Genomic DNA, 21,386 nt, shown 5'->3' on the forward strand with positions numbered 1-21,386 from the left:
AAACGCAATTCGATGTTTTGGCAAATATGCTCAAGAAACAAAAATGAATCCGGCTTGACTTCTGAAACAAAAAAGGGATTAATCCATCATGGACTAATCCCTGAAGTGATTTTTTAGCTGTCTTTATTCTGGTTTGACCAGAATTTTCACTTGTTTTTTTTCTTTGATGAGCGTTTCAAATCCTTCTGTTACAATATCATCTAGCTTAATTCGTTTCGTAACGAGCTTTTCAGCTTGGAAGTAGCCTCGTTTCATCAATTCCATTACAGCAGGGAAAATATCGCGGTATGCAATAACTCCCTTTACATTTCTTTCTTTTAATACGATATTATTCGGCTGAAGGTTTGCTTCTTTTTCCCATATACTAACGATAATCGTTTCTCCTTCGAATGTAGTGCTGTCAATAGCTTGTTGTAAAACAGCCGGTACTCCTGTTACTTCAAACGCAACATCGACACCGCCATCGGTCAATTCGCGGAGTTTTTGAACCGGATCTTCTTCTTTTGGATTGATGACAGATGTGGCGCCGAGTTCTTTCGCTTTTTGCAGACGTTCTTTGGAAACTTCTACTGCATAAATTTCTGACGCGCCAGCTGCTTTTAATGCTTCAATAACAAGAAGGCCTATAGGACCTGTTCCAAAGACAGCGGCTTTGTCACCAGGTTTGATTTTGCTTGATCGAACAGCGTGCAAAGCTACGGCCGCTGGTTCCACCAGTGCTCCTTGTTCAAAAGAAAGGCCCTCAGGCATTTTGTGAACCATATATTCATCAACCACGGTATATTCAGAGAATCCGCCGCCACCTCCGGATAGACCGTGGAATCCTAAATGTTCGCAAAGATTGTATTTTCCTTTTTTGCAAGCTGGGCATTTTCCACAGCGAAGAATAGGTTCAACAACGACAGGATCTCCTACCTTGACTTTCGTAACTCCTTCCCCGACTTCAACGACTCGTCCAGAAAATTCGTGACCCATGATAATAGGAGCCACATCTTTACTGACGGGATGAGGATCTTTCACAGGAACAAAAATTGGGCCAGCCGCGTATTCGTGTAAATCGCTTCCGCAGATTCCTGCCCATTCGACTTTAATTTTTACTTTTCCTTTTCCTGCTTTAGGTTCTTCCACTTCTTCTACTCGAATGTCTCTAGCGTTATGCCATCTTGCTGCTTTCATAGATATCCCCTCTCCATTCTATATTCATTATTATTATATCATTAAAATTTATATTATTTTTTCTAATAGAAAAAAGTTCGAAAATATTTCAAAAAACAAGAGATGATCTTTGTCTTTGTTTGAGTGTGATTTGTCCTTTTCAAATCATCATGCTCCTGTCACTACCCGATTTTTGTTTTTGCATAATCCAATTGTTTGCTAAAATAAACTAGAAAATGCCATGAAAAAGGAGCGGGTTGTGATGAAGAAAACAGTTCGTGTGGTTGGTGCGGTCATTTATAATGAACAAAATGAGATTTTGTGCGCGCTACGCTCTCCGGAAATGTCACTTCCGAATCTATGGGAGTTTCCAGGTGGAAAGATCGAAGAAGGAGAAAATCCTGAAGAGACATTAGTAAGAGAAATTCGTGAAGAATTAGGATGCACGATTGAAGTGTATGAAAAAATTGAAGAAGTACATCATGAATATCCGAATGTGATTGTTAATTTGCTTACATATAAAGCAAAAATCATTGAAGGAGAGCCAAAAGCGAAAGAGCATGCGGAATTAAAATGGGTGCCGCTTCAAGAATTGCACTCTCTTGAATGGGCACCGGCTGATATTCCAACCGTAGAAGCGTTATTAAAAGGGGGCTGTCCCTCATCACCTTAATGTTTTAACACAGTGGGGGGAAGCCCCCATGTTGTTAACGAATCAGGTCAATGTATAAGTCTTCTGGTACGGGGTGGTGCAGCCGCCATTTAATGTTCATTGGCTTATCGCCATAACTGGATACATAGTCTACCTCACCAAGATACATAAATGGCAAGGTCATCCCGTGCATTTGATCAAACTTGCGCACAAACAAATGAATATGAATGCCTCTTTCTTTGTGATAAATATAATTTTGCCCGACAGAAGACTCGTGGGACGTTTGATTTTGACTTTGCCAATGAAAATGCTGCTGATCGATAAAGTAATCCTTATATTGCAAATGCTCTTCTACTTTTTCTGATTTGTTCAAGTTTACGAACAAGAAATAATGGTTGCCTACTCGGCTTACTCCTTCTCTCCAAGAGCCTTCTTTTACTCCTGCTTCAAATAAGAAGATTAGGTCATTTCTCGTGTAATTTTGATAAAGAACAAGCTTTTCGCCTTCTGCGAGAAATCTTTCTGGATGATACGTTCGTCTAAATTCAATAATTCCATAATCAATTCGATCCTTTAAGTATTGATAAAACTCTGGATCTTCTGTTACCGCAAGAATATCATCATTCAATACAAATTTGTCATCAACGACTTTGCCAAACGACCATTTTTGTTTTTTATATGGGGTTGCTAGTCGGGCCATTGACTGCCTAATAAGCGTTTGATGTTTTTCTAAGTCAATTTTTGTTGCAAATCTCTTTTCTAACTGTTTGACGACATCTGTATACGAAACATTTTTTTGTAAAAAGGCTAATTCTAAAATAATGAAATCGTAAGGCCACTTTATTGGAAACTGGTTTTCGAGCCGTTCTACTATTTCACTCATTAACTGGTGGCTCAAAATTTTTCTATCTAATTCATTTACATCATTCATTTTTTCTTTTGTTTTTACCCATGATTGATATTTATAAATGAAAAACGTCAGACTTGGGGATTGTTCATAATATAAGAAATCCAAAATTTCTGGAGCTCGTCCAAGTTCATTTTTAAATTGCTGATACAGAGACTTCAGCATGTCCGTTGAATTCATTTTGATCGAATCAATGCGGTCTAAAATTTCTTTTTGCGTAATCGGGTCTAAATCAACGTAAGAACCAGCAGGCAAATCAGCAAATTCATGTGTCACCGCAACCCGGAGTGAATCTTTGTCAAAGGCTTTATGATTTAGTTGCCCTGATAAAGCGAGCGGCACGACGAACGACTTTTGGTAGTTACCAATGAAATCTAGTATCGTGACAAATTCTTTCCCCTCTACTTTCCGCAATCCTCTTCCAAGCTGCTGGATAAAAACAGTAGAAGATTCCGTTGGTCTAAGAAAAAGAATTAGATTTAACTTTGGAATATCGATTCCCTCGTTAAAAATATTGACAGTAAAAATCAACTCTAAAGGGTGGTTTTCATCTTCTAGCTGTTTAATGACTTTTTCTCGATAATCGATGCTGTGCTCACCGGTCAAGTAGGTTGTATGATACCCACGTTTGTTAAATTCCTCACTCATATATTTCGCGTGTTCAATGTTTGTGCAAAATCCTAGCCCGATCATCCGGTCACCGTGGTAGCCGTAGGTCTTAATCATTTCGATAATAAAATCTGTCCGTTCATTGGTTTTTAATGCTTTTACAAGAGCATCTTCATCAAAGAAGCCGTTTTTAAGAGGGATTTTACTGTAGTCAACGGTATGGTCTGATACACCGAAATAGTGAAACGGTGCTAGTAAATTGGCCTCTAGTGCTTCTCTCAAGCGAATTTCGTAGACAATGTTATGGTCACAAAGCGCTAAAACATCTCGTCCATCCATTCGTTCCGGCGTAGCGGTCAAGCCTAGTAAAAACTTCGGTTGAAAATAGTCGATCACTTTTCGATACGTCGGTGCTTCGGCATGATGAAATTCATCGATAATTATATAGTCAAATTCGTCTCGCTTAAATCGTTTTAAAATCTCGTCTTTATGCAGGGATTGGACCGTGCTGAACAGATAAGGTTTATCAAATTCTTTGACCGTTCCAGTAATTTTTCCGAAAATTTCTTTCTTCGGGATCACTTGCTGAAATGTCTTAATCGCATTATCTAAAAGCTCTTCCCGATGAGCGATAAAGAGAAGTTTTTTCGGATTAAATGCTTTCACATCAAATGCGGACAAGTACGTTTTTCCCGTTCCAGTTGCCGCTATGATGACGCCTTTGTTATTGCCATTTTTTCTTGTATGTTGAAGATTTCTTAATGCTTTTTCCTGCATGGCATTTGGTTTAATGCTGTGTTTGGTTTGATAGTGTTCTTTTGTTTCGGCTGCTATCATTTCTTTTTTCCTGAAGTTTTCGAGCTTTCGTTTTGCCTCAATAAATTCACTGTAATAACGAATAAACTCGCTATCAAGCGTAACTGCTTCTTCGCTGTTCCAGATTTGATCAAATATCCATTTTGTTTGTTCATAAATAGGCAGAAAACTCGTATCAGGGAGTTTAACGTTCAACTCATGCCCATTAATTAAAGCGGAATGAGAAAGATTGGAAGAGCCGATAATGACCGTATTCAATCCTGAATTTCTATGAAACATATACGCTTTTGTATGAAATGATTCTGTTTGCGTATCGATCATCTTGACTTGAACGTTGGAAAATTGCATGAGTTTTTTGAGCGCTTTGACTTCTGTAATTCCTAAGTAGGTAGAGGTAATAATGCGAACCGGTATGTTTCGTTTTTCAAGCTCTAATAGCGGCCGGATGATGAGCTGTAATCCCGACATACGAATAAAACTGACCATAAAATCAACAGAGTCGGCCGTCAACATTTCATATTTAAGAGTTTTAAAAAAGTTTTTCATTGAGTGTTTCTCATTATGCAACAAGTTCAATCTTGATAAAAACAAATCTTTAATAACAGGTAATTCCCTGTTGGAATAGTTATATGTAATCATCGAAAGCGGTAAAGAAAATTCTTGTTGATGATCGGATGCTAAATTGGAAATGTGTTCTGTCAGCTGGATAATCTCATCAAAACGATTTTCGTCGGCAAGGCGCTTAAATTTATCTCCAAGCTGCTTTGCTGCATGAAGAATAAGGACTTCTATATATTCTTTTGGAGAAAGACGTTGAATGATATTTGATTCGGGATATGTTTTATTTGCGAGATATAGTTCTTCAAAGAAACCTTTCTTTTCCAAGTTGCTCACCTGAAAATTTATTTTTTTTTCTATTATTTTAGCAAATTAAGTTTGTTAATGTTATTATTTGTTATCTATTTTCTATTAAGATGGATGAAGGGATCTTTTCTTTCGATTTGTGCCTGTCTTAGTTTTCTGTATTGTATTGGCGAAAGGGAGGCGACGTGGATGCCGGATAAATTAGCGGGCAGTTGTTATTTTTGGAAGAATGGTTACTCTTAATCCCTGTTGTGCATCATTGGTCAAATATATAGATTTTCTTTTACTTCATAGATGATATTCGGCTCAGTGGAATAGGTGAGAAAGGTTCACGACGATAGGGTAGTTTTGATTTCCAACGACAGAACTATAAAAATTTGAAACCGTCAACCAGGCGTTTCCCTGGTTGGCGGTTTTTTTTTCGTACGCCCAACAGATGGAATTATTTAATGATGTCCAGAAAGGAGATGGTTGGGTGCGAATCAAGGTGAAAGCGGTCTCGTCTGATTGGATGAAAAGTCCCGACTCAAGCCTTCCTGCCAAGCTTCCGAAACCGTGCAAGCTTCGGCGAGGGCTAGGTCGGATGCGGCGTCGTCAGGCGTTACCAGTCCGCTCCAGTTCGGGTCTTGGATCATCCGGCAAAAGTCTAGGAAGCGGGCTTGGACCATCGCCTCATACCATCCTTGTCGATCAACTAATGATAACGTCCGCCGATACGGTAGGCGGGAAACAGAAGAAGAGGATGTACGATCGGACGACGGGAACCGCGATGCGGCCCATGTCCGTACCTGTTCGCCAGCGTTTGCCGCAGGTTGCGTAGGTATGGTGTCGAGAAGAGCGTCGATTAGTTCTGCCTGTTCTGCTGTGAGCACGCCCTCGACGTACAGACGTTGAGGAATCCAGCCTTCAAGCACAATCCGCCCTTGGGCACAGTGGACTTCCCATTGTGTCGATTCGGGAGCGTCCGCCTCCATTGTGAATCCGTGGTAGTACTGAACCGGTACGTACTCGTTCGGAGATTCGGCGCCTGCCTCTTTTGTCGGCAATTGCGCTTTCTGTACATGGCCCTGACGTGTGCAGCTGCGGTGAATCACACTCGCCCACACGCGCGACTGCTCGCCGTTTGCTTCGGTTGCGGCAAAACCGCGCGCATCCACAGGTTCGCCAAACCAGTGGCGACCGACTTCGAAGAAGTGAACCCCATGTTCGATGAAGATGCCTCCACTCAATTCGCGGTTCCAGAACCAATGCCCAGATGTGACGCGGTGTGCGGCGTTGTGGAGACTGGCGTGGTGCGCACGACCCAATAGATGGTGACGGAGCATCCATTCGACCGCTTCCACCAACGGGTTGTAGCGCAAGACCAGATTGACGGCGAACGCTCGCCGTTGTTTCGCTGCGAGCTGGGCATTGCTTTTCAGCGCCGCTGAAGTCAGCGCCCCTGGTTTTTCCAGCAACAGATGCTTTCCTTTCGTCAACGCAAGTTCGCCGAGCGGTGCGTGGAGGTGAGGCGGTGTTGTCAGGATCACCACGTCGATGTCCGGATCGTGGATAAGTTCGGACGCTTCCCGATATTCGCGCGGGGGAGCGGCATCGGATCGATGGTGGCGATAGGCGTCCAGCACGCGCTGGCGCTTTTCGTCAGTACGGCCAGCAACGGCTGTCAACTGAAATTCCGGCAACGGAGCGAGAGCGCCGGCCAAGAACTCAGCAAAAGCGCCTGCGCCGGCAATTCCTACGCGATATGGTGGGAGCGGATAAGGCATGGCATCTTTACCTCCTTCATCTCGTATGAATCCTTATTATCTTATATTATGTCAACAATTGTATTATACCGAAAAGACAGCTTTTGGCGCTCCTGTTTTGCGTTCTTCTTAGCACAGAGGGACGCAAAGTCCCAAATCCTCAGGCTTTCTCTTTAGCAGCATGGAGATCGCTGAGCAAACTCAATGTGGTCCAACCAAAAGTACGAGCGTTTTACTTGCCATCACAGGGGATATTATGTATACTAATTATTAGCAACCGGTGATATTGAGTGCTAACAATCAACCTCTCATCTTTCATTTTTTCATTCATCCATCTGTTTCGGTCTTCATAGTAATTTAGTAAACCCTATGAATTTCGAAACTAATGGAGGGATGGCAAAATGAAAGCATTGCTGCTAGCTGGAGGTTTGGGCACACGTCTACGTCCGCTAACTGAAAACCTACCGAAACCAATGGCACCTATTGCAAATCGCCCATGGTTGGAACACCTCATCACTCATCTGCGTGAACAAGGCGTCGATCAGTTTGTCATAGCCGCTCACCACTGCTCAGATGTGATTCGTCGTTACTTCGGCGACGGACGGCGCTGGGGAGTGAAGATTGAGTATGCTCTCGAACCGTTTCCGATGGGGACGGCAGGAGCCATCAAAAACGCGGAGCGACTACTCGATGAGCGGTTCTTGGTTTTCAACGCCGACATCGTCCACTTGCCACAGTTGATTCCTCTTCTTGAGTTTCACCGCCAGCACGGTGGAATTGCCACCATTGCACTGACAGAAGTAGATGATCCTTCTTCATACGGAGTAGTTGAACAGGATGATACCGGACGGATCTTGCGTTTTATTGAGAAACCGCGCCCTGAAGAGGCACCGTCAAATCGAATCAACGCCGGCTTGTACATCCTCGAACCGGAGGTTATGCGTTATATTCCGGCGCAACGCGAGGTCTCGATTGAACGCGAAACGTTCCCGCGTTTGATTCAGGAAAACGCTGGCGTCTACGGTATGGTAAGCAGTGGCTACTGGCGCGACATGGGAACTCCGGCACGTTATCGCCAAGTCCATTGGGATGCGCTCGACCGACGTTTTCCTCTTTCCATGCAAGGGCGTCAGGTTCAGCCTGGTGTTTGGACAGGGGAAGGCGTCGAATTAGGTTCCGGCGTCCTCTTGGTGCCACCGGTATTAATTGGAAATAATGTGAAAGTAGGCGACCAAGCGGTGATTGGTCCATACGCGGTGATTGGTGATAACTGCTACATCGGTGCTCGCGTGCATTGTTCGAACTCCATCCTTTGGGATCGTTCAGTCGTGCGCGATGGTAGCCGTCTCAGCAACAGCATTTTCGGGTATCGGACCGTGGCGCCTGCCGGCGAGGAGTTCAAAAATTCCATTATCAACCAACCTCAAGAGGTGATGCAGGCATGAAGCGGATCGCATACGTCAGCACATATCCACCGCGTCGTTGCGGCATTGCCACGTTCACCGAGCATCTTCTTGAGAGCGTGAGCGCCGCCGGCAAACGACGAGATGTCGATCCGGTGATTGTGCTCTATAACGAAAGCGATGACGATTCAGTGTACCGGAACAATCCGAAGTTTTGGCCGCTGGCAGCACAGGACCGAGCGGCTTACACGCGAATGGCGGAACGGGTTAATCTTAGCGATGTCTCAGTAGTGGTCTTGCAGCACGAGTTCGGTATTTTCGGAGGCGAAGCGGGTGAATACATACTGGACTTCGTCCGAGCCCTGAAAAAGCCGCTTGTCACGACGTTTCATACCATCTTTGCTGATCCTCAACCGCCTTATCGCCGTATTCAGCAAGAAATTGCCGATGCGAGCGACGCTATCGTGGTTATGAATCGTCAGGCGATTTCGTACCTGACACGAGCGTTTAACTTGCCGGAGAGTAAAATCTTCTACATTCCGCACGGTTCACCAAAGCCGCTCAGTGAGGAACGGGATCGCCTTCGCCGCCGCTTGGGCTTCGAAGGACGCAAGGTTATGTTCACTTTTGGATTGCTCAATCGCGGCAAGGGCATCGAGTCAGTGATCTCCGCCTTGCCGGGAGTCGTTCGCGAAGTGCCGGAGACGCTATATGTCATCGCCGGACAGACACACCCTGAAGTGAAAAAACGCGAAGGAGAAGCGTACCGCGAGGAGCTTCAGGAGATGATCCGTCGCCTCGGACTGGAGGAGAACGTACGAATGATCGACCGCTATTTTAGCGAGGAGGAACTCATCGCCTATTTGACGGCGTGTGATCTTTACGTCACTCCGTATCCGGGGATGCAGCAAATTACCAGCGGCACCTTGGCCTATGCGGTTGGCGTGGGCCGTCCGGTTCTCTCGACGCCATATGAACATGCCCGCGACCTGTTGCGCGGATGCGAGGAACTGTTGCTGCCGTACGGCGACACTGAAGCCTGGGAGCGGCAGTTGCGGCGGCTGTTGGCCGATGATGCGGCTTTGCGGCAGTGGGAAGAGCGGATTCGGAAGATTGGTGAAACGACGCACTGGCCTCGTGTAGGCGAGCAACACCTGCAACTGTTTGCAAAGCTCTGCAGTGAAACGGACGGTGATGAAAAAGCCAAAGAGCGATTGGAAGGAGAGGTGAATCCCGTTGCCTCTGTCAGTCGTTAAGTTCGATCATTTAGAACGCATGACTGACGACACGGGGCTGCTTGAGCATAGCTTGGGGCGCATTCCGCGCCGACGCGAGGGATACTCAACCGATGACAATGCGCGTGCCATCTGGGTGTGCATGGAGTGGCTTGATTTATTTGGAGACGATGAGTCCAAGGAGCAAAACAGGCTATATCGGCTGTTGGATCGATACTTGGCCTTCTTGCTCTGGGCGCAGAGGGAGGACGGCTGGTTCCAGAATAACTTTCATTTTGACCGGACGCCGGAATCAGAATCACGCTCAGACGACTGCCTAGGCCGATCACTCTGGGCTGCGGCAGTGGCGTACGTAAATCTCGATGATGAGGCCCGGAGATGTGTGGCCGCCGAGATCCTGGGCCGGGCGCTTTCGGCCAGCCGCGGGTTGCGGTTTTTGCGCGGTCAGGCATGGGCTCTTGCGACTTGTTGCCTGCTATTGTCTAAGCGGAGAGACGGTTTGGATTTGCCTTCTGGTGTGACCGAGGCTGATCTCATCAATCTGGCGGACGTATTTGAGCGGAGTTTGCTCGACGCTTACCACATGAACAGAACGGATGACTGGCGTTGGTATGAGCCGCAAATCACCTACGCCAATGGGCTGTTGCCGTGGGCGTTGTTTGTGGCCTATCGGTATCGCGGCCGCGTTGAGACGCTGCAGGTAGCTAAAGAAAGCCTCGACTTCCTGCTGGATAAGATGAGCGGCCAGGGAGGCGTCATCCGTCCTATCGGCAATCGCGGTTGGTGCAGCCGCAACGGACGCGCTGACTGGGATCAGCAACCCGTTGATGTGATGAAACTGGCCTTGGCCGCCCGCGAGGCCTATCGGGTATTGGGAGACGACACGTACCGAGAAGTCGTTCGTCGCTGCCGCGATTGGTTTTATGGCGATAACGACCTCGGTGTTCCCCTCGCCGATCTGAGCGATGGGAGCTGCTGTGACGGCCTAAATTCGGATGGGCCGAATCCGAATCGAGGGGCTGAGTCGACACTTTCCTATTTATTGACGGAAGCTATGGCAAATTCCTTGCAATTGGAGGTGGCTTTCAATGAGTCTTTCGATGGAACAACGATCCGTTCTACCGAAGCACGTGTTTAAAGAGTACGATATTCGCGGACGCGCAGGAGAGGAGCTCGACGAGAATTTTGCCTATTTGTTAGGATTGGCGTTTGCGGAAATGGTACGGCAAGCCGGTGAGGAGAAAGTGGTGGTTGGCCACGACAACCGCATCTCTTCACCTGCATTACACCGTGCGCTGATTGCGGGGCTTAGCCAGGCGTCGTGTCGGGTGATTGACATCGGTCAGGTGACGACCCCGATGTTCTACTACAGCCTCGAGTACACTAATGTGCCGTGCGGCATGATCATCACCGCAAGCCACAATCCAGGCGACGAAAACGGTTTTAAGATTGCAATGAATAAGACTACCATTTATGGCGAGCGCATTCAGGAATTGCGGCGGACGATGGAGCGGATTCTCCACTCACAAGGGATCAGCCGCATCGACACGTGGAAGGAAGGATATGTGGAGACGCTTGACATCGAACCGGCCTATCTGAAAATGCTGCAAGACAAGATCCAGCTGGGATCGCGCAAGCTCAAGGTAGTGGTCGATTGCGGCAACGGGACCCCTTCGGCGATTGCGCCGAAAGCCTTGGAGGCATGGGGCTGCGAGGTCATACCTTTGTATTGCGAATCCGATCCGACATTCCCTAATCACCATCCAGATCCGGTGGTACCGGAGAATCTGAAGGATTTAATTGACGTGGTGCGACGGGAAAAGGCGGATCTCGGTGTGGCATTCGATGGCGACGGTGACCGATTGGGAGTCGTCGACGAGGCAGGAAACATCCTCTGGGGCGACCAATTGATGATTTTATTCTGGCGTGAGATTCTCCGTCGCTATCCAGGGGCCGAAGCGCCGGTTGAGGTCAAGTGTTCGCAGGCGTTGGTCGAGGAAATCGAACGGCTTGGCGGCAAACCGTTCTTCCATCGCACTGGCCATTCACATATTAAGGCGACACTGCGCAGCCGGCCAGAGATTCCGTTTGCAGGAGAAATGTCCGGACATCTGTTCTTCAATGACGAGTTCTACGGCTATGATGACGCCTTGTACGCGGCGGGGCGGTTGTTGCGTATACTCTCCAATGATGACCGCAAGCTGTCGCAGCTATTTGCCGACGTCCCACGGTATCATGCCACTCCGGAGACGCGCGTGCCTTGTCCGGAAGAGCAGAAGGCGGAAGCCATCGCCGCGGTCAAACAGCGGTTTGCAAGCAGTCATGAGGTCGTGGACGTGGACGGCGCCCGCATTCAGTTCAAGGATGGTTGGGGATTGGTGCGTCCGTCGAATACGCAGCCTATCCTTGTTCTGCGCGCCGAAGCCAAGTCGCCGGAGACATTGGCCGATATCAAACAGCAGCTGGCTGACGTACTCAGCAAGCCGCCGCTTAACTTGACTATTCCATGGTGATGTGGAGCACGATTGAAATCGGATCACCGATTATCGGCGCTGTCCCGAACAGCGTAGACTGTTCGGGACGGTGCCGTTTTCCTTTTTTGCAGTTATGTCGTGTCACTTATTGACCATAAAAAGTGAAAGACTGATTAACGATGTGGTGATGAAACAGCCGCAGGAGAAAGAGCTAGCGGAGGAAATATAGGTGGTGGACGCAGATTTTAAATCATTGCGGGCTCTACACAGTGGATCGCGGATAGGGATCATGAAAGAAAAGAAAAAGTTCACGAGGAGCGTGAACTTTTTCCTTTTTCAACACTTTGGAGAGGCATCCTTATTATGAGGATGTCTCCCTTTTGTGTCGACTAGGTCATGGGCTATTTATTAACTGATTCCAATACCTGCACTTGCAAAACCTGTAAGGGCGCCGATATTAATTAGAGTAGATCCAGATGTCCTTAAAGAAAAAACCAGTAATAGTTTATCACCCGCAGCTACTGGAAGTGACGCCGCAGCAGTATTAGCAGCAGTATTGCCAACGGAAACTATAGGGCCGAAGTTTGGTGCTAAATCTACAAAAACGCCTGTTGGAGTAAAGGAGTTGCTTAGTGCAGATGCCCTCCATAATTCTGCTCTGACTGTTCCAGCTGTAGCTAAAGTTACACCTACTGTAGCGCTAAAGAATGCAGATATGGATGTGACTGTTCCGGCACGAGGAACCACAAATGCGAAGTCAGGAATGTTTATGGCGGCGGTGCCTAGATTTAGTGTTCCTGCACTAAGGTCAACAGTTGGCGCAGAACTTCCGAATCCAAGGATAGATCCAGTACTAACTACTACACCTAAAACATCAGTTGTAGACAGTGCAACAGGAGTTAGTCCAGATGCATACGGAATAATAGCACCAGCCCCTGGAGGTCCTGGAGGTCCTGGAGGTCCCGGAGGTCCCGGAGGTCCTTGCGTTGCAGGTCCATTCACTGGTGTGAGTAAAATGTTTGTGGGAGAAATTCTTAGAAGTTCCCCGATGAGGGGGTTGGGAACGTAGGTTCGCAATCCCCCCTCATCGGGGCCACCAAGCGAAGCGCGGTAGGATCCCAAGCAGGAAACATGAAAAAGGACTCTCTCCCTGGTAAGATGATCATTGTCCACACCATCAAACAGGAGGAGAGAGTCCTATGAATATTCAACAACATCTTACCACAAATTCGTTGACATGGAAAGAGATCGAACTTGATTTGTTTCGAGCCTTGCAAAACACCTTCGCTGAGCTGTGAGCAAGGAGTGGACACAACGGGCATGTATCCGATGGGGAGGGCTGAAAGCGTGATGAGCCAGCTGGCGTATCGGGTGAAATACCGCCGCAGTTGGACAGACAAGGGACTCAGGGCGTTTTTCAAGGCAATGATTGCCCGGATGGATGGGATTCGTCTTTTCGGACGTTGTTTAGGAGAAGAATCGTCGCATCCGGCGGAGGAAACGGCATCTACCAAACAGACGATCGTGAACAAGGCGAAACAACGCGTCCGCAGTCTTTGGCCGGAGATCACGCGGAATAACGTGCCATATTTACAGCAATCGTCCGGGACACCGATCTATCATGCCCTGTCTGAACTCAAGGGATTGTAAAAAAAGTATACATATCGATCTGGCATGGCAAGGGATGAGAGTTCGAAAGCGCTTACGGATGAAATTCAAAAAAATGGTTCGCTAACCTATGACTTACATCTGTTTTCAGGAATCAAAAAAGTTCCCACAAAGTCTTGACTGACTCTGCGATTTTTGAGAAGTTGCTGATAGGGAGCATTTGCGGTAAGATGAAAGAAAAAGGGGAAAAAGTTAGTTTCAGAAAAGGAGAAGAGGTGCGTTTATTTGACAATATCTTCGGAAGCGCTGTTGGCATTATTTAAGATTATAGCGATTGATATCATTTTATCCGGTGATAATGCGGTTGTCATTGCGATGGCGACGCGCAAGTTGCCGAAGCACCAGCAAAATAAAGCGATTTTTTGGGGGACAGGCGGTGCGGTTCTTTTACGTATTTTATTTGCGACAGTCATTGTGTTTTTATTAGAAATTCCGTTTGTCCATTTAGCAGGCGGGTTGTTATTGCTTTGGATTGCTTATAAAGTGCTTCTTGAACAAGAAGAAGAGACGCATATTCAGTCATCAGACCGCCTTTTCAAAGCCATTATGACGATTATTGTCGCCGATGTGGTGATGAGTTTGGATAATGTCGTTGCGGTAGCGGGAGCATCAGAAGGACATATCGGCATGATTGCGTTTGGAGTGGCGATCAGTATTCCGATTATGATTTTCGGGTCAAAAGCAATTGTGAAAGTCATGGAAAAATATCGCTGGATCGCTTATGTCGGATCTGGGATTTTGGCATGGACAGGCGGAAAAATGATGATGGAAGACGAAGGGTTTATGCAGCTTCTTCATTTCCGCGAAGGAACGTTAACGTATGCTGTTAGCGCTGGATTAACGATTTTCGTGTTAGCTGCTGGATATATAACAAATAAAAGAGCAGAAAGCAAAGAAGGGACCATTGTGTAAACGGAGGGATTTCTCCATTTGGGGATATCCCTTTTTCTTTCATAACTGATTGGTGGTAAAGGAGGAAGGTTGATGAAAATTCATAATATTTTAGTAACGGGACGGTTATATTCGGAGATGGCAAAGCTATTGCAAGAAAAGGGGGTCAATAAAAATTTTCGTTTTGTTGCTGAAAATGAGGTATGTCGAGACGACTTTTTTTGGGCGGACGCATATGTCGGGTTTCGCCCAGCACCTCGTTTTGAATTTGGCAACATTCGTTGGGTGCATTCTCTCGGAGCAGGCGTCGATTCATTTTTATGGAATAGAGAGTGGAAAGAAGATGTGTTGCTGACAAAGACGGTCGGCTCGTTCGGTAAACAAATTAGCGAATATTGCCTTAGCTATATGCTTCGCGATTTACAATGTCATGACGTTTATGGATGGTACCAATCACAGCGGCAGTGGAAGCCAATTCCCCCGCAGCCATTGCAAAGTCAATGTGTCGTTATTTATGGGACAGGACATATCGGACAGCAGCTGGCTAGTTATTTGGGCATGTTTGGTGTTCAACCGATTGGAATTTCACGAAGCGGGCAGATGAAACCGCATTTTGTTAAAGTATTTCCAACCGATCAAGCGAGCGAAGTGTTGCCGAAAGCCGATTGGGTCATTGCCGCGCTTCCATTGACAAACGAAACGTATCATTTATTTGACGAACAGTTTTTTGCCCTTTTAAATAATGCTAGTTTTATTAACGTAGGCAGGGGGGCAACTGTTGATGAAATGGCATTATGGGATGCGTTGGAAAACCGAAATGTTCGTCTTGCCGTTTTAGATGTCTTCGAAAACGAACCATTGCCGCCTGAATCGCCGTTATGGCAACATCCGAACGTCATCATCACCCCGCATATTTCTGCATTGACATCTGCTGAAGAGGCAGTGGACTGCTTTTTACAAACACTACAGCGAATTGAAGCGAATGAACCGCTTTGCAACAAAGTGGATGTGCAGAAAGGGTATTAAAAACGGGCACGTTCATTCCGGACGTGCCCGTTTATTATGGAAACAGACATATTAACGGTCATTAACGACAATGTAAGTGGCTTTCATCGGGCCGTGCACCCCGACGACTAAGTTCATTTCAATATCGGCCGAATTGCTTGGTCCCGTGATAAAATTAATGCATGAAGGAATGAGATGCCCTTTTTCGATTTGTTCATGAATGTAGGCGGCCGCTTGGGTCATGCGCGGTACGATCGTGCTTTTTGCGATGATGGCAATATACGTTTTTGGCAGAAAGCTGACGGTGCGTCCTTTTCCATTTCCGCTAAATAGCACGACTGTTCCTGATTCGGCAAGCGTAATATCACTGAATGTAATACCGATGTTTGCTTGTTCGGCATAGTTGATATTTTTTCTGCCGGCAGATGCGTCCCAGATGTGGACATCGATGTTTTCATTCGGCCATTCGTTGCGCAGTAAGCGGGTTAATCCGTATTCATCAAAGCGCGGGTCGTCCCATGTCACAATCGGGCCGCCCCCGTGCTTGTCGACAACTTCTTTTAACGTTTCTTTTAGTTCAACAGCTGTTGTTTCAACGCATTGGGTATGAATGCGCGGACATTGCGCTTTCAACTCCTTCAATAAATCATCTTGGCTATAACCTTGAAATACCCTCCATTGCGGCTGGTGGCTCCAATGCGGCCGGGATACTCCTGTTGTACGTTGTTTGCGTCCAAGCCGATTGGCAACAGTTTGCAAAAACTTGTTACGGTTATAAATCATGCCAGTCTGCATCATTTTCCAACTCCTTTTTGATGTTCGCGAAACCAGTCGCGGAATCGTTCTTTATTTGGCGCAGGAAACTCGCGAATTTCCGTCCATGCTTTCAGTGGTCCAGGCCCTTTGGAAATTCGGTCGTCTTTTGTAAACGGCGTCAATGCTCTTGGGGCAACTTTAGAACCGAGCTTGTAAAGGAAGGGTGAAGCAGCGCCTAAACCGAACGCTTTCATCGCCAATTTTTCCGAAATCGGCGCTTTTTCTTCGCGCTCGACGATCACTTGACGGTGTTTTAACAACAATTCATGAAGCGGAATTCTGACTGGGCACGCTTCCGTACAGGCCGCACAAAGTGTGGAGGCGTACGGCAGCTCTTTATAATTGTCATATCCTCCTAACAACGGTGACAGAACGGCGCCAATCGGACCGGAATAAATGGAGCCATACGAATGTCCCCCAATATGGCGATAAACCGGGCATACGTTGACGCAGGCAGCGCAGCGAATACATTGCAATACCGGCTGAAACTCTGTGCCGAGAATGTTGGAGCGGCCGTTATCAACGATGACTAAATGAAACTCTTCCGGACCGTCCACGTCGCCATCATCGCGTGGTCCCGTTAATACCGTAATATAGCTCGTTAATTTTTGTCCGACAGCACTCCGCGTTAAAAGGCTGACAAGCACTTCCATTTCTTCAAACGTCGGGACAATGCGCTCCATCCCCATGACGGTGATTTGCGTTTTCGGAAGGGCGGTAACTAAATCGGCGTTTCCTTCATTGGTGACGAGCGTAATGGAGCCGGATTCGGCAATGGCAAAGTTGCAGCCGGTGATGCCGATATCGGCGGTTAAGTATTCGCGACGGAGCATTTTGCGGGCATGAAGCGCGAGTTCTTCCGGTTTTTCCGTTTGCTTGTAGCCGAGCTTTTCGCGAAAGACGTCGCGAATTTGTTCTTTATTTTTATGAAGTGCTGGAGCGACGATGTGTGAAGGAGGATCGTGATCGTCCACTTGCAAAATGTATTCGCCAAGATCCGTTTCAATGACTTCACAGCCCACTGCTTCCAACACAGGATTTAAATTAATTTCTTCCGTTACCATCGATTTTGATTTGACAATTTTTTTCGCGTTTTTCCGAATGACGACATTGCGAATATAGTCATTTGCTTCTTCTGCGGTTTGCGCGAAAAAGACGTGGCCTCCGCGTTTGGCAACGTTTTCGCTTAATTGCATTAAATAATAATCTAAGTTTTCTAGTGTATGCTGACGAATTTCTTCCCCGAGTGCGCGCCATTCTTCCCAGTTTCCAAGCTCTTCGGCCGCTTCGAGCCGTCTTGTATGTAGCCGTTCTTGTGCTCCTGCGACAGCGCCGCGCATAAACGTGTTGTGAAGATTTATTTCGACTCGTTCATGGAAATTTGCACCGTCAATTTTCATCGCCATGTGAATCCCTCCTTTTATCTGCTGTTTAGTACTTCAGCAATGTGCATCACTTTGATTGGCTTCCCTTGCCGCTTTAAACGTCCGCCAATGTTCATTAAACAGCCGCAGTCGGCTCCGATTAGATAATCTGCATTTACTTCTTCGATATGTTCAATTTTTTCATCCACCATTTGTTCGGAAATCGTTCCCATTTTTACAGAAAACGTTCCACCGAACCCGCAGCACTGATAGGCATTCGGCAACGGAACAAGTTCCAATCCCTTTACATTTTTTAGAAGCTTAAAAGGCGCTTCTTTGACGCCGAGCAGACGTGTCATATGGCACGAGGTATGATAAGTTGCGCGTCCCTGAAATTTAGCGCCGACGTCCTCCACCTTCAACACGTCGACGATGAATTGGGTGAGTTCATACGTTTTATCAGCGAGTGCTTTCGCCTTCGATTCCCATTCGCGATCTCCTTGGAAAACGCGTGGATATTCTTTCAACATGGTTGCGCACGAGCCGGAAGGAGTGACAACATAATCGGCATGTTCAAACGTACGGATCATATGTTTCATTGCTTCTTTCGCTTCTTTTACATAACCGCTGTTATAGGCGGGCTGGCCACAGCATGTTTGCGCTTCCGGAAAGTCCATTTCGCACCCTAAACGCTTCAATAGCTCCACCGTTGCTTTTCCAGCATTGGTATAGAATAAATCGATGAGGCAGGTGACGAATAATGAAACTTTCATTGTGAATCCCCTTCCAATTAATATATGATTAGGTGAACAGGTCATCTGATGATCTTGTATAACATTATATACTATTTTCAGTGATGAAAAGTATTCTTTTACGAAATTTTGCAATATAAAAAATAAAGCACCCAGCTGTTTTACCGGGCGCTTATCGAGAATATATATATTTATGAAGTATATTTTCCACGTTGGTTAAATGCTGAAGCATTCGTTCTTGCGCGGCATCGGCGTTTTTTTCTTTTATTGCTTTAAAAATTTCGGTGTGTTGTTGAAGCAGTTTTTCCGTTGTTGTTTGCTTGGAAAACAGCCAAATCCGCCGGGTTTCCCGCATCGTTTCTATCATCATTTCTGATACGCTGTTCATTAAGCTCACTAAAATCGGATTGTGGGAGGCGGCCGCAACTGCCATATGAAAAGCAAGGTCCGCTTTTTCCCCAAGCTCATCGTTTCCAATCGCTTCCTGCATTTCGTGAAGAGCTTGTTCCATCGCAATTAAATCGTCATCTGTCCGTTTTTGTGCAGCTAAGGAGGCAGCGCCTACTTCCAACAGTTTGCGCACTTCAAGTAAGTGCCAAATATCTTCTTTATTCATTAATACCGCAATGGAAAGAGGAAAGGAAATCGTTGCTGGATCAAATTCTCGGACATAGGTGCCTTCTCCTTGCTTTAATTCGATGAGCCCCATTGCTTTTAAAGCAGTTAGCGCTTCACGAATGGCGGCTCGTCCCACTTGAAACTTCTCAGCCAGTTGCTGAACAGAGTCCAATTTATCTCCAGGTTTTAATACACCGGTCTTGATCATATGAAAAATTGCTTCCGCTACTTCTTCGTAAATCTTTTTCGTTTTAATTTGTTTAAATTCCAATGTATTCACCTCGATATAAGTCCTAACTTGATGATACACGTTTTGAATTATTTCTGCTAACGGAAAGGTCAGCTACATTTGTTATTTAGCATTGGATGTTCAATAAAAAAGCAAACGGGAAAGGAACTGACGTTGTTTATTATTATAATACACGGAATGAGACGGTAATAAGAAATCTTCTCTCTTCAAAAAATGCTTTATAAAACTAAAGATTTAGAAAATTAAAAAACCATATTGCATTTTTGGCTCATCATCTTCTATAATTTGACTCAGAACAGTATTTTATTATCCGGTCATCTGATGACTTGATGGGTGAATTGTCAGCTACAACAATGTGAGAACAAGAGAAAAAATTAACAAAATATAGGAGGAGTGTTGATGCAGTGGAAACAAGATTTTACGCCAATAGCTGATCATCTTTGGTTATCAGCTATTGTAGCACTTATTCCAATTTTATATTTTTTCTGGGCGCTGGCTATCAAGCGGATGAAGGGCCATATAGCTGGAGTTACCACCTTGCTTCTTGCTTTAGCAATTTCTGTAATCGCTTACAGGATGCCGGCCGGAATGGCAGTGATGTCGATAACACAAGGAGCCGTTTATGGATTATTGCCAATTGGATGGATTATTATCACTTCCGTCTTTTTGTATAAACTGACAGTTAAATCCGGCCAGTTTGATATTATTCGCAACTCCGTGTTGTCGATCACGGAAGACCGTCGTCTGCAAGCATTGTTGATAGCGTTCTCATTTGGGGCGTTTCTTGAGGGAGCAGCTGGATTTGGGGCGCCGGTAGCTATTTCTGCAGCACTGCTTGTCGGCTTAGGATTCAATCCGTTGTATGCAGCGGGAATTTGCTTAATTGCCAACACAGCTCCAGTTGCCTTTGGGGCGATCGGAATTCCGATTACTGCGATGGAAGGGCCAACTGGTATTCCGGCGATGGAAATTTCGAAAATGGTAGGGCGGCAATTGCCTTTCTTGTCGGTATTGATTCCGTTTTATCTTGTCCTTATTATGGCTGGATGGAAAAAAACAGTGGAGGTATTGCCGGCGATCATTGTGTCAGGGGTCTCCTTTGCGATTACGCAATATGTTAGCTCTAACTTTTTAGGTCCTGAGCTTCCGGACATTTTATCGGCTTTAGTTTCGATGTTTGCACTCGCCGTCTTTTTAAGGTATTGGAAGCCAAAAAGCACGTATCGTTTTTCAACGGAATCCGAAGTGGCAGCAGCAGCCCAAGCAAATAAAGCTGCCTATACAAGCGGGGAAGTATTTAAGGCATGGTCTCCATTTTTAGTGCTAACCGCATTCATTTCCCTCTGGGGAATTCCGCAAGTGAAAGCGGCTTTGACAGGACATTACGAGGGAACGAATGGGCTGTTAAAGCTAGTCAACGCAATTGGTTATCAGCTGACATTTATGCCGGAAGTACCGGGATTGAACAATAAAATCATTAATGGAAGCGGCCAGCCGATTGCGGCAGTATATAAACTAGAACTGCTCGGCGCAGCCGGTACAGCTATTTTGTTGGCTGCGGTGGTAACCAAATTTATTATAAAAATGTCTTGGAAAGATTGGGGAAGTACGTTTATCGAAACATTAAATGAATTAAAGTTTCCAATTGTTACGATTGCTTCGGTTGTCGGTTTTGCATATGTAACAAACGCCTCCGGTATGAGCACGACGCTTGGGATGGCCTTAGCGAAGACAAATTTCTTATTCCCGTTTTTCTCCCCGTTTTTAGGATGGCTCGGCGTATTTATTACTGGTTCCGATACGTCCTCGAACTTACTGTTTGCCAATTTACAAAAAGTGACGGCGACTTCCATTGGCATGGATCCTGTTTTAGCGCTAGCAGCGAACTCTTCCGGCGGGGTTGTCGGAAAAATGATTTCGCCGCAATCGATTGCGGTAGCCTGCGCGGCCGTCGGATTAACCGGAAAAGAATCCGATTTATTCCGATTTACGGTGAAGCATAGTATTTTCCTAATTATTTTGATTGGTATACTCGTATTTTTGCAATCTAATATTTTATCGTGGATGATTCCATAATAACGTTTGTAGAGAGGGACGGTGCCTAGTGGACTAAGAGTTGCGAAAAAAGGCGCATTCATAAAACATTATAACAGTTATGACAA

Annotated in this window: 16 protein-coding genes and 1 pseudogene; 9 read left to right on the forward strand and 8 right to left on the reverse strand. The window is 46.0% G+C overall.

Annotated elements, in window-relative coordinates:
- Positions 1–123: 123 nt before the first annotated feature.
- A complete protein-coding gene (locus B9L23_RS02265; RefSeq protein WP_089096816.1) occupies positions 124–1,176 on the reverse strand; it encodes a 2,3-butanediol dehydrogenase in 1,053 nt (350 codons plus the stop codon).
- A gap of 241 nt (positions 1,177–1,417) precedes the next feature.
- Between B9L23_RS02265 and mutT the strand changes: the two genes are divergently transcribed.
- A complete protein-coding gene (mutT, locus tag B9L23_RS02270; protein ID WP_089096817.1) occupies positions 1,418–1,828 on the forward strand; it encodes an 8-oxo-dGTP diphosphatase MutT in 411 nt (136 codons plus the stop codon).
- A 34-nt stretch (positions 1,829–1,862) separates the two neighbouring features.
- On the opposite strand, the gene B9L23_RS02275 is transcribed toward mutT, so the two are convergent.
- Entirely contained in the window at positions 1,863–5,024 is a 3,162-nt protein-coding gene (locus B9L23_RS02275; RefSeq protein WP_089096818.1) for a DUF3427 domain-containing protein, read from the reverse strand.
- Positions 5,025–5,485: 461 nt separating this feature from the next.
- Positions 5,486–6,769 carry a Gfo/Idh/MocA family protein gene (locus B9L23_RS02280; protein ID WP_089096819.1) on the reverse strand — a complete coding sequence of 428 codons (1,284 nt, stop codon included), beginning with the start codon at positions 6,767–6,769 and terminating at the stop codon, positions 5,486–5,488.
- Between the two features lie 380 nt (positions 6,770–7,149).
- Here B9L23_RS02280 and B9L23_RS02285 point away from each other — a divergent pair, with 380 nt between their 5' ends.
- From B9L23_RS02285 to B9L23_RS02300, 4 genes are read left to right on the forward strand one after another with little or no spacing between them, the layout of a single operon-like run.
- Positions 7,150–8,193, forward strand: coding sequence for a nucleotidyltransferase family protein (locus B9L23_RS02285; RefSeq protein ID WP_062679318.1), 1,044 nt, complete (start codon positions 7,150–7,152; stop codon positions 8,191–8,193).
- Positions 8,190–9,407 carry a glycosyltransferase family 4 protein gene (locus tag B9L23_RS02290; RefSeq protein ID WP_081188398.1) on the forward strand — a complete coding sequence of 406 codons (1,218 nt, stop codon included), beginning with the start codon at positions 8,190–8,192 and terminating at the stop codon, positions 9,405–9,407. The genes B9L23_RS02285 and B9L23_RS02290 overlap by 4 nt, the downstream gene beginning before the upstream one ends.
- Positions 9,388–10,524 (forward strand): glycosyl transferase, encoded by a 1,137-nt coding sequence (locus B9L23_RS02295; protein ID WP_089096820.1) that lies wholly within the window; start codon positions 9,388–9,390, stop codon positions 10,522–10,524. The genes B9L23_RS02290 and B9L23_RS02295 overlap by 20 nt, the downstream gene beginning before the upstream one ends.
- On the forward strand, positions 10,475–11,899 hold the full coding sequence (locus tag B9L23_RS02300; RefSeq protein ID WP_089096821.1) for a phosphomannomutase/phosphoglucomutase: 1,425 nt from the start codon (positions 10,475–10,477) through the stop codon (positions 11,897–11,899). Before B9L23_RS02295 ends, B9L23_RS02300 begins: the two co-directional genes overlap by 50 nt.
- 369 nt (positions 11,900–12,268) lie before the next feature.
- Here B9L23_RS02300 and B9L23_RS02305 read toward each other — a convergent pair whose 3' ends face one another.
- Positions 12,269–12,937 carry an exosporium glycoprotein BclB-related protein gene (locus B9L23_RS02305; protein WP_089096822.1) on the reverse strand — a complete coding sequence of 223 codons (669 nt, stop codon included), beginning with the start codon at positions 12,935–12,937 and terminating at the stop codon, positions 12,269–12,271.
- A 219-nt stretch (positions 12,938–13,156) separates the two neighbouring features.
- On the opposite strand from B9L23_RS02305, the pseudogene B9L23_RS02310 reads away from it, so the two are divergent.
- From B9L23_RS02310 to B9L23_RS02320, 3 genes and pseudogenes are all read left to right on the forward strand, one after another.
- Positions 13,157–13,510: pseudogene (locus B9L23_RS02310) on the forward strand (UPF0236 family transposase-like protein); the annotation flags it as partial.
- 243 nt (positions 13,511–13,753) lie between these two features.
- Positions 13,754–14,440 (forward strand): TerC family protein, encoded by a 687-nt coding sequence (locus tag B9L23_RS02315; RefSeq protein ID WP_089096823.1) that lies wholly within the window; start codon positions 13,754–13,756, stop codon positions 14,438–14,440.
- Between the two features lie 72 nt (positions 14,441–14,512).
- A complete protein-coding gene (locus B9L23_RS02320) occupies positions 14,513–15,445 on the forward strand; it encodes a D-2-hydroxyacid dehydrogenase (protein ID WP_062754898.1) in 933 nt (310 codons plus the stop codon).
- Positions 15,446–15,496: 51 nt separating this feature from the next.
- Here the strand turns inward: B9L23_RS02320 and B9L23_RS02325 are convergent, their stop codons facing one another.
- From B9L23_RS02325 to B9L23_RS02340, 4 genes are all read right to left on the reverse strand, one after another.
- A complete protein-coding gene (locus B9L23_RS02325) occupies positions 15,497–16,219 on the reverse strand; it encodes a LutC/YkgG family protein (RefSeq protein WP_089097461.1) in 723 nt (240 codons plus the stop codon).
- Positions 16,219–17,646: a LutB/LldF family L-lactate oxidation iron-sulfur protein gene (locus tag B9L23_RS02330; RefSeq protein WP_062754897.1), complete on the reverse strand. Its 1,428-nt coding sequence runs from the start codon at positions 17,644–17,646 to the stop codon at positions 16,219–16,221. Before B9L23_RS02330 ends, B9L23_RS02325 begins: the two co-directional genes overlap by 1 nt.
- A gap of 14 nt (positions 17,647–17,660) precedes the next feature.
- A complete protein-coding gene (locus B9L23_RS02335; RefSeq protein WP_081188360.1) occupies positions 17,661–18,377 on the reverse strand; it encodes a (Fe-S)-binding protein in 717 nt (238 codons plus the stop codon).
- 151 nt (positions 18,378–18,528) lie between these two features.
- Positions 18,529–19,245 carry a FadR/GntR family transcriptional regulator gene (locus B9L23_RS02340; RefSeq protein WP_062754893.1) on the reverse strand — a complete coding sequence of 239 codons (717 nt, stop codon included), beginning with the start codon at positions 19,243–19,245 and terminating at the stop codon, positions 18,529–18,531.
- Between the two features lie 378 nt (positions 19,246–19,623).
- On the opposite strand from B9L23_RS02340, the gene B9L23_RS02345 reads away from it, so the two are divergent.
- Positions 19,624–21,300, forward strand: coding sequence for an L-lactate permease (locus tag B9L23_RS02345; RefSeq protein ID WP_089096824.1), 1,677 nt, complete (start codon positions 19,624–19,626; stop codon positions 21,298–21,300).
- Positions 21,301–21,386: the final 86 nt, after the last annotated feature.

The organism is Parageobacillus galactosidasius (genome assembly GCF_002217735.1).
In the GTDB taxonomy this organism is placed as follows: domain Bacteria; phylum Bacillota; class Bacilli; order Bacillales; family Anoxybacillaceae; genus Parageobacillus_B; species Parageobacillus_B toebii.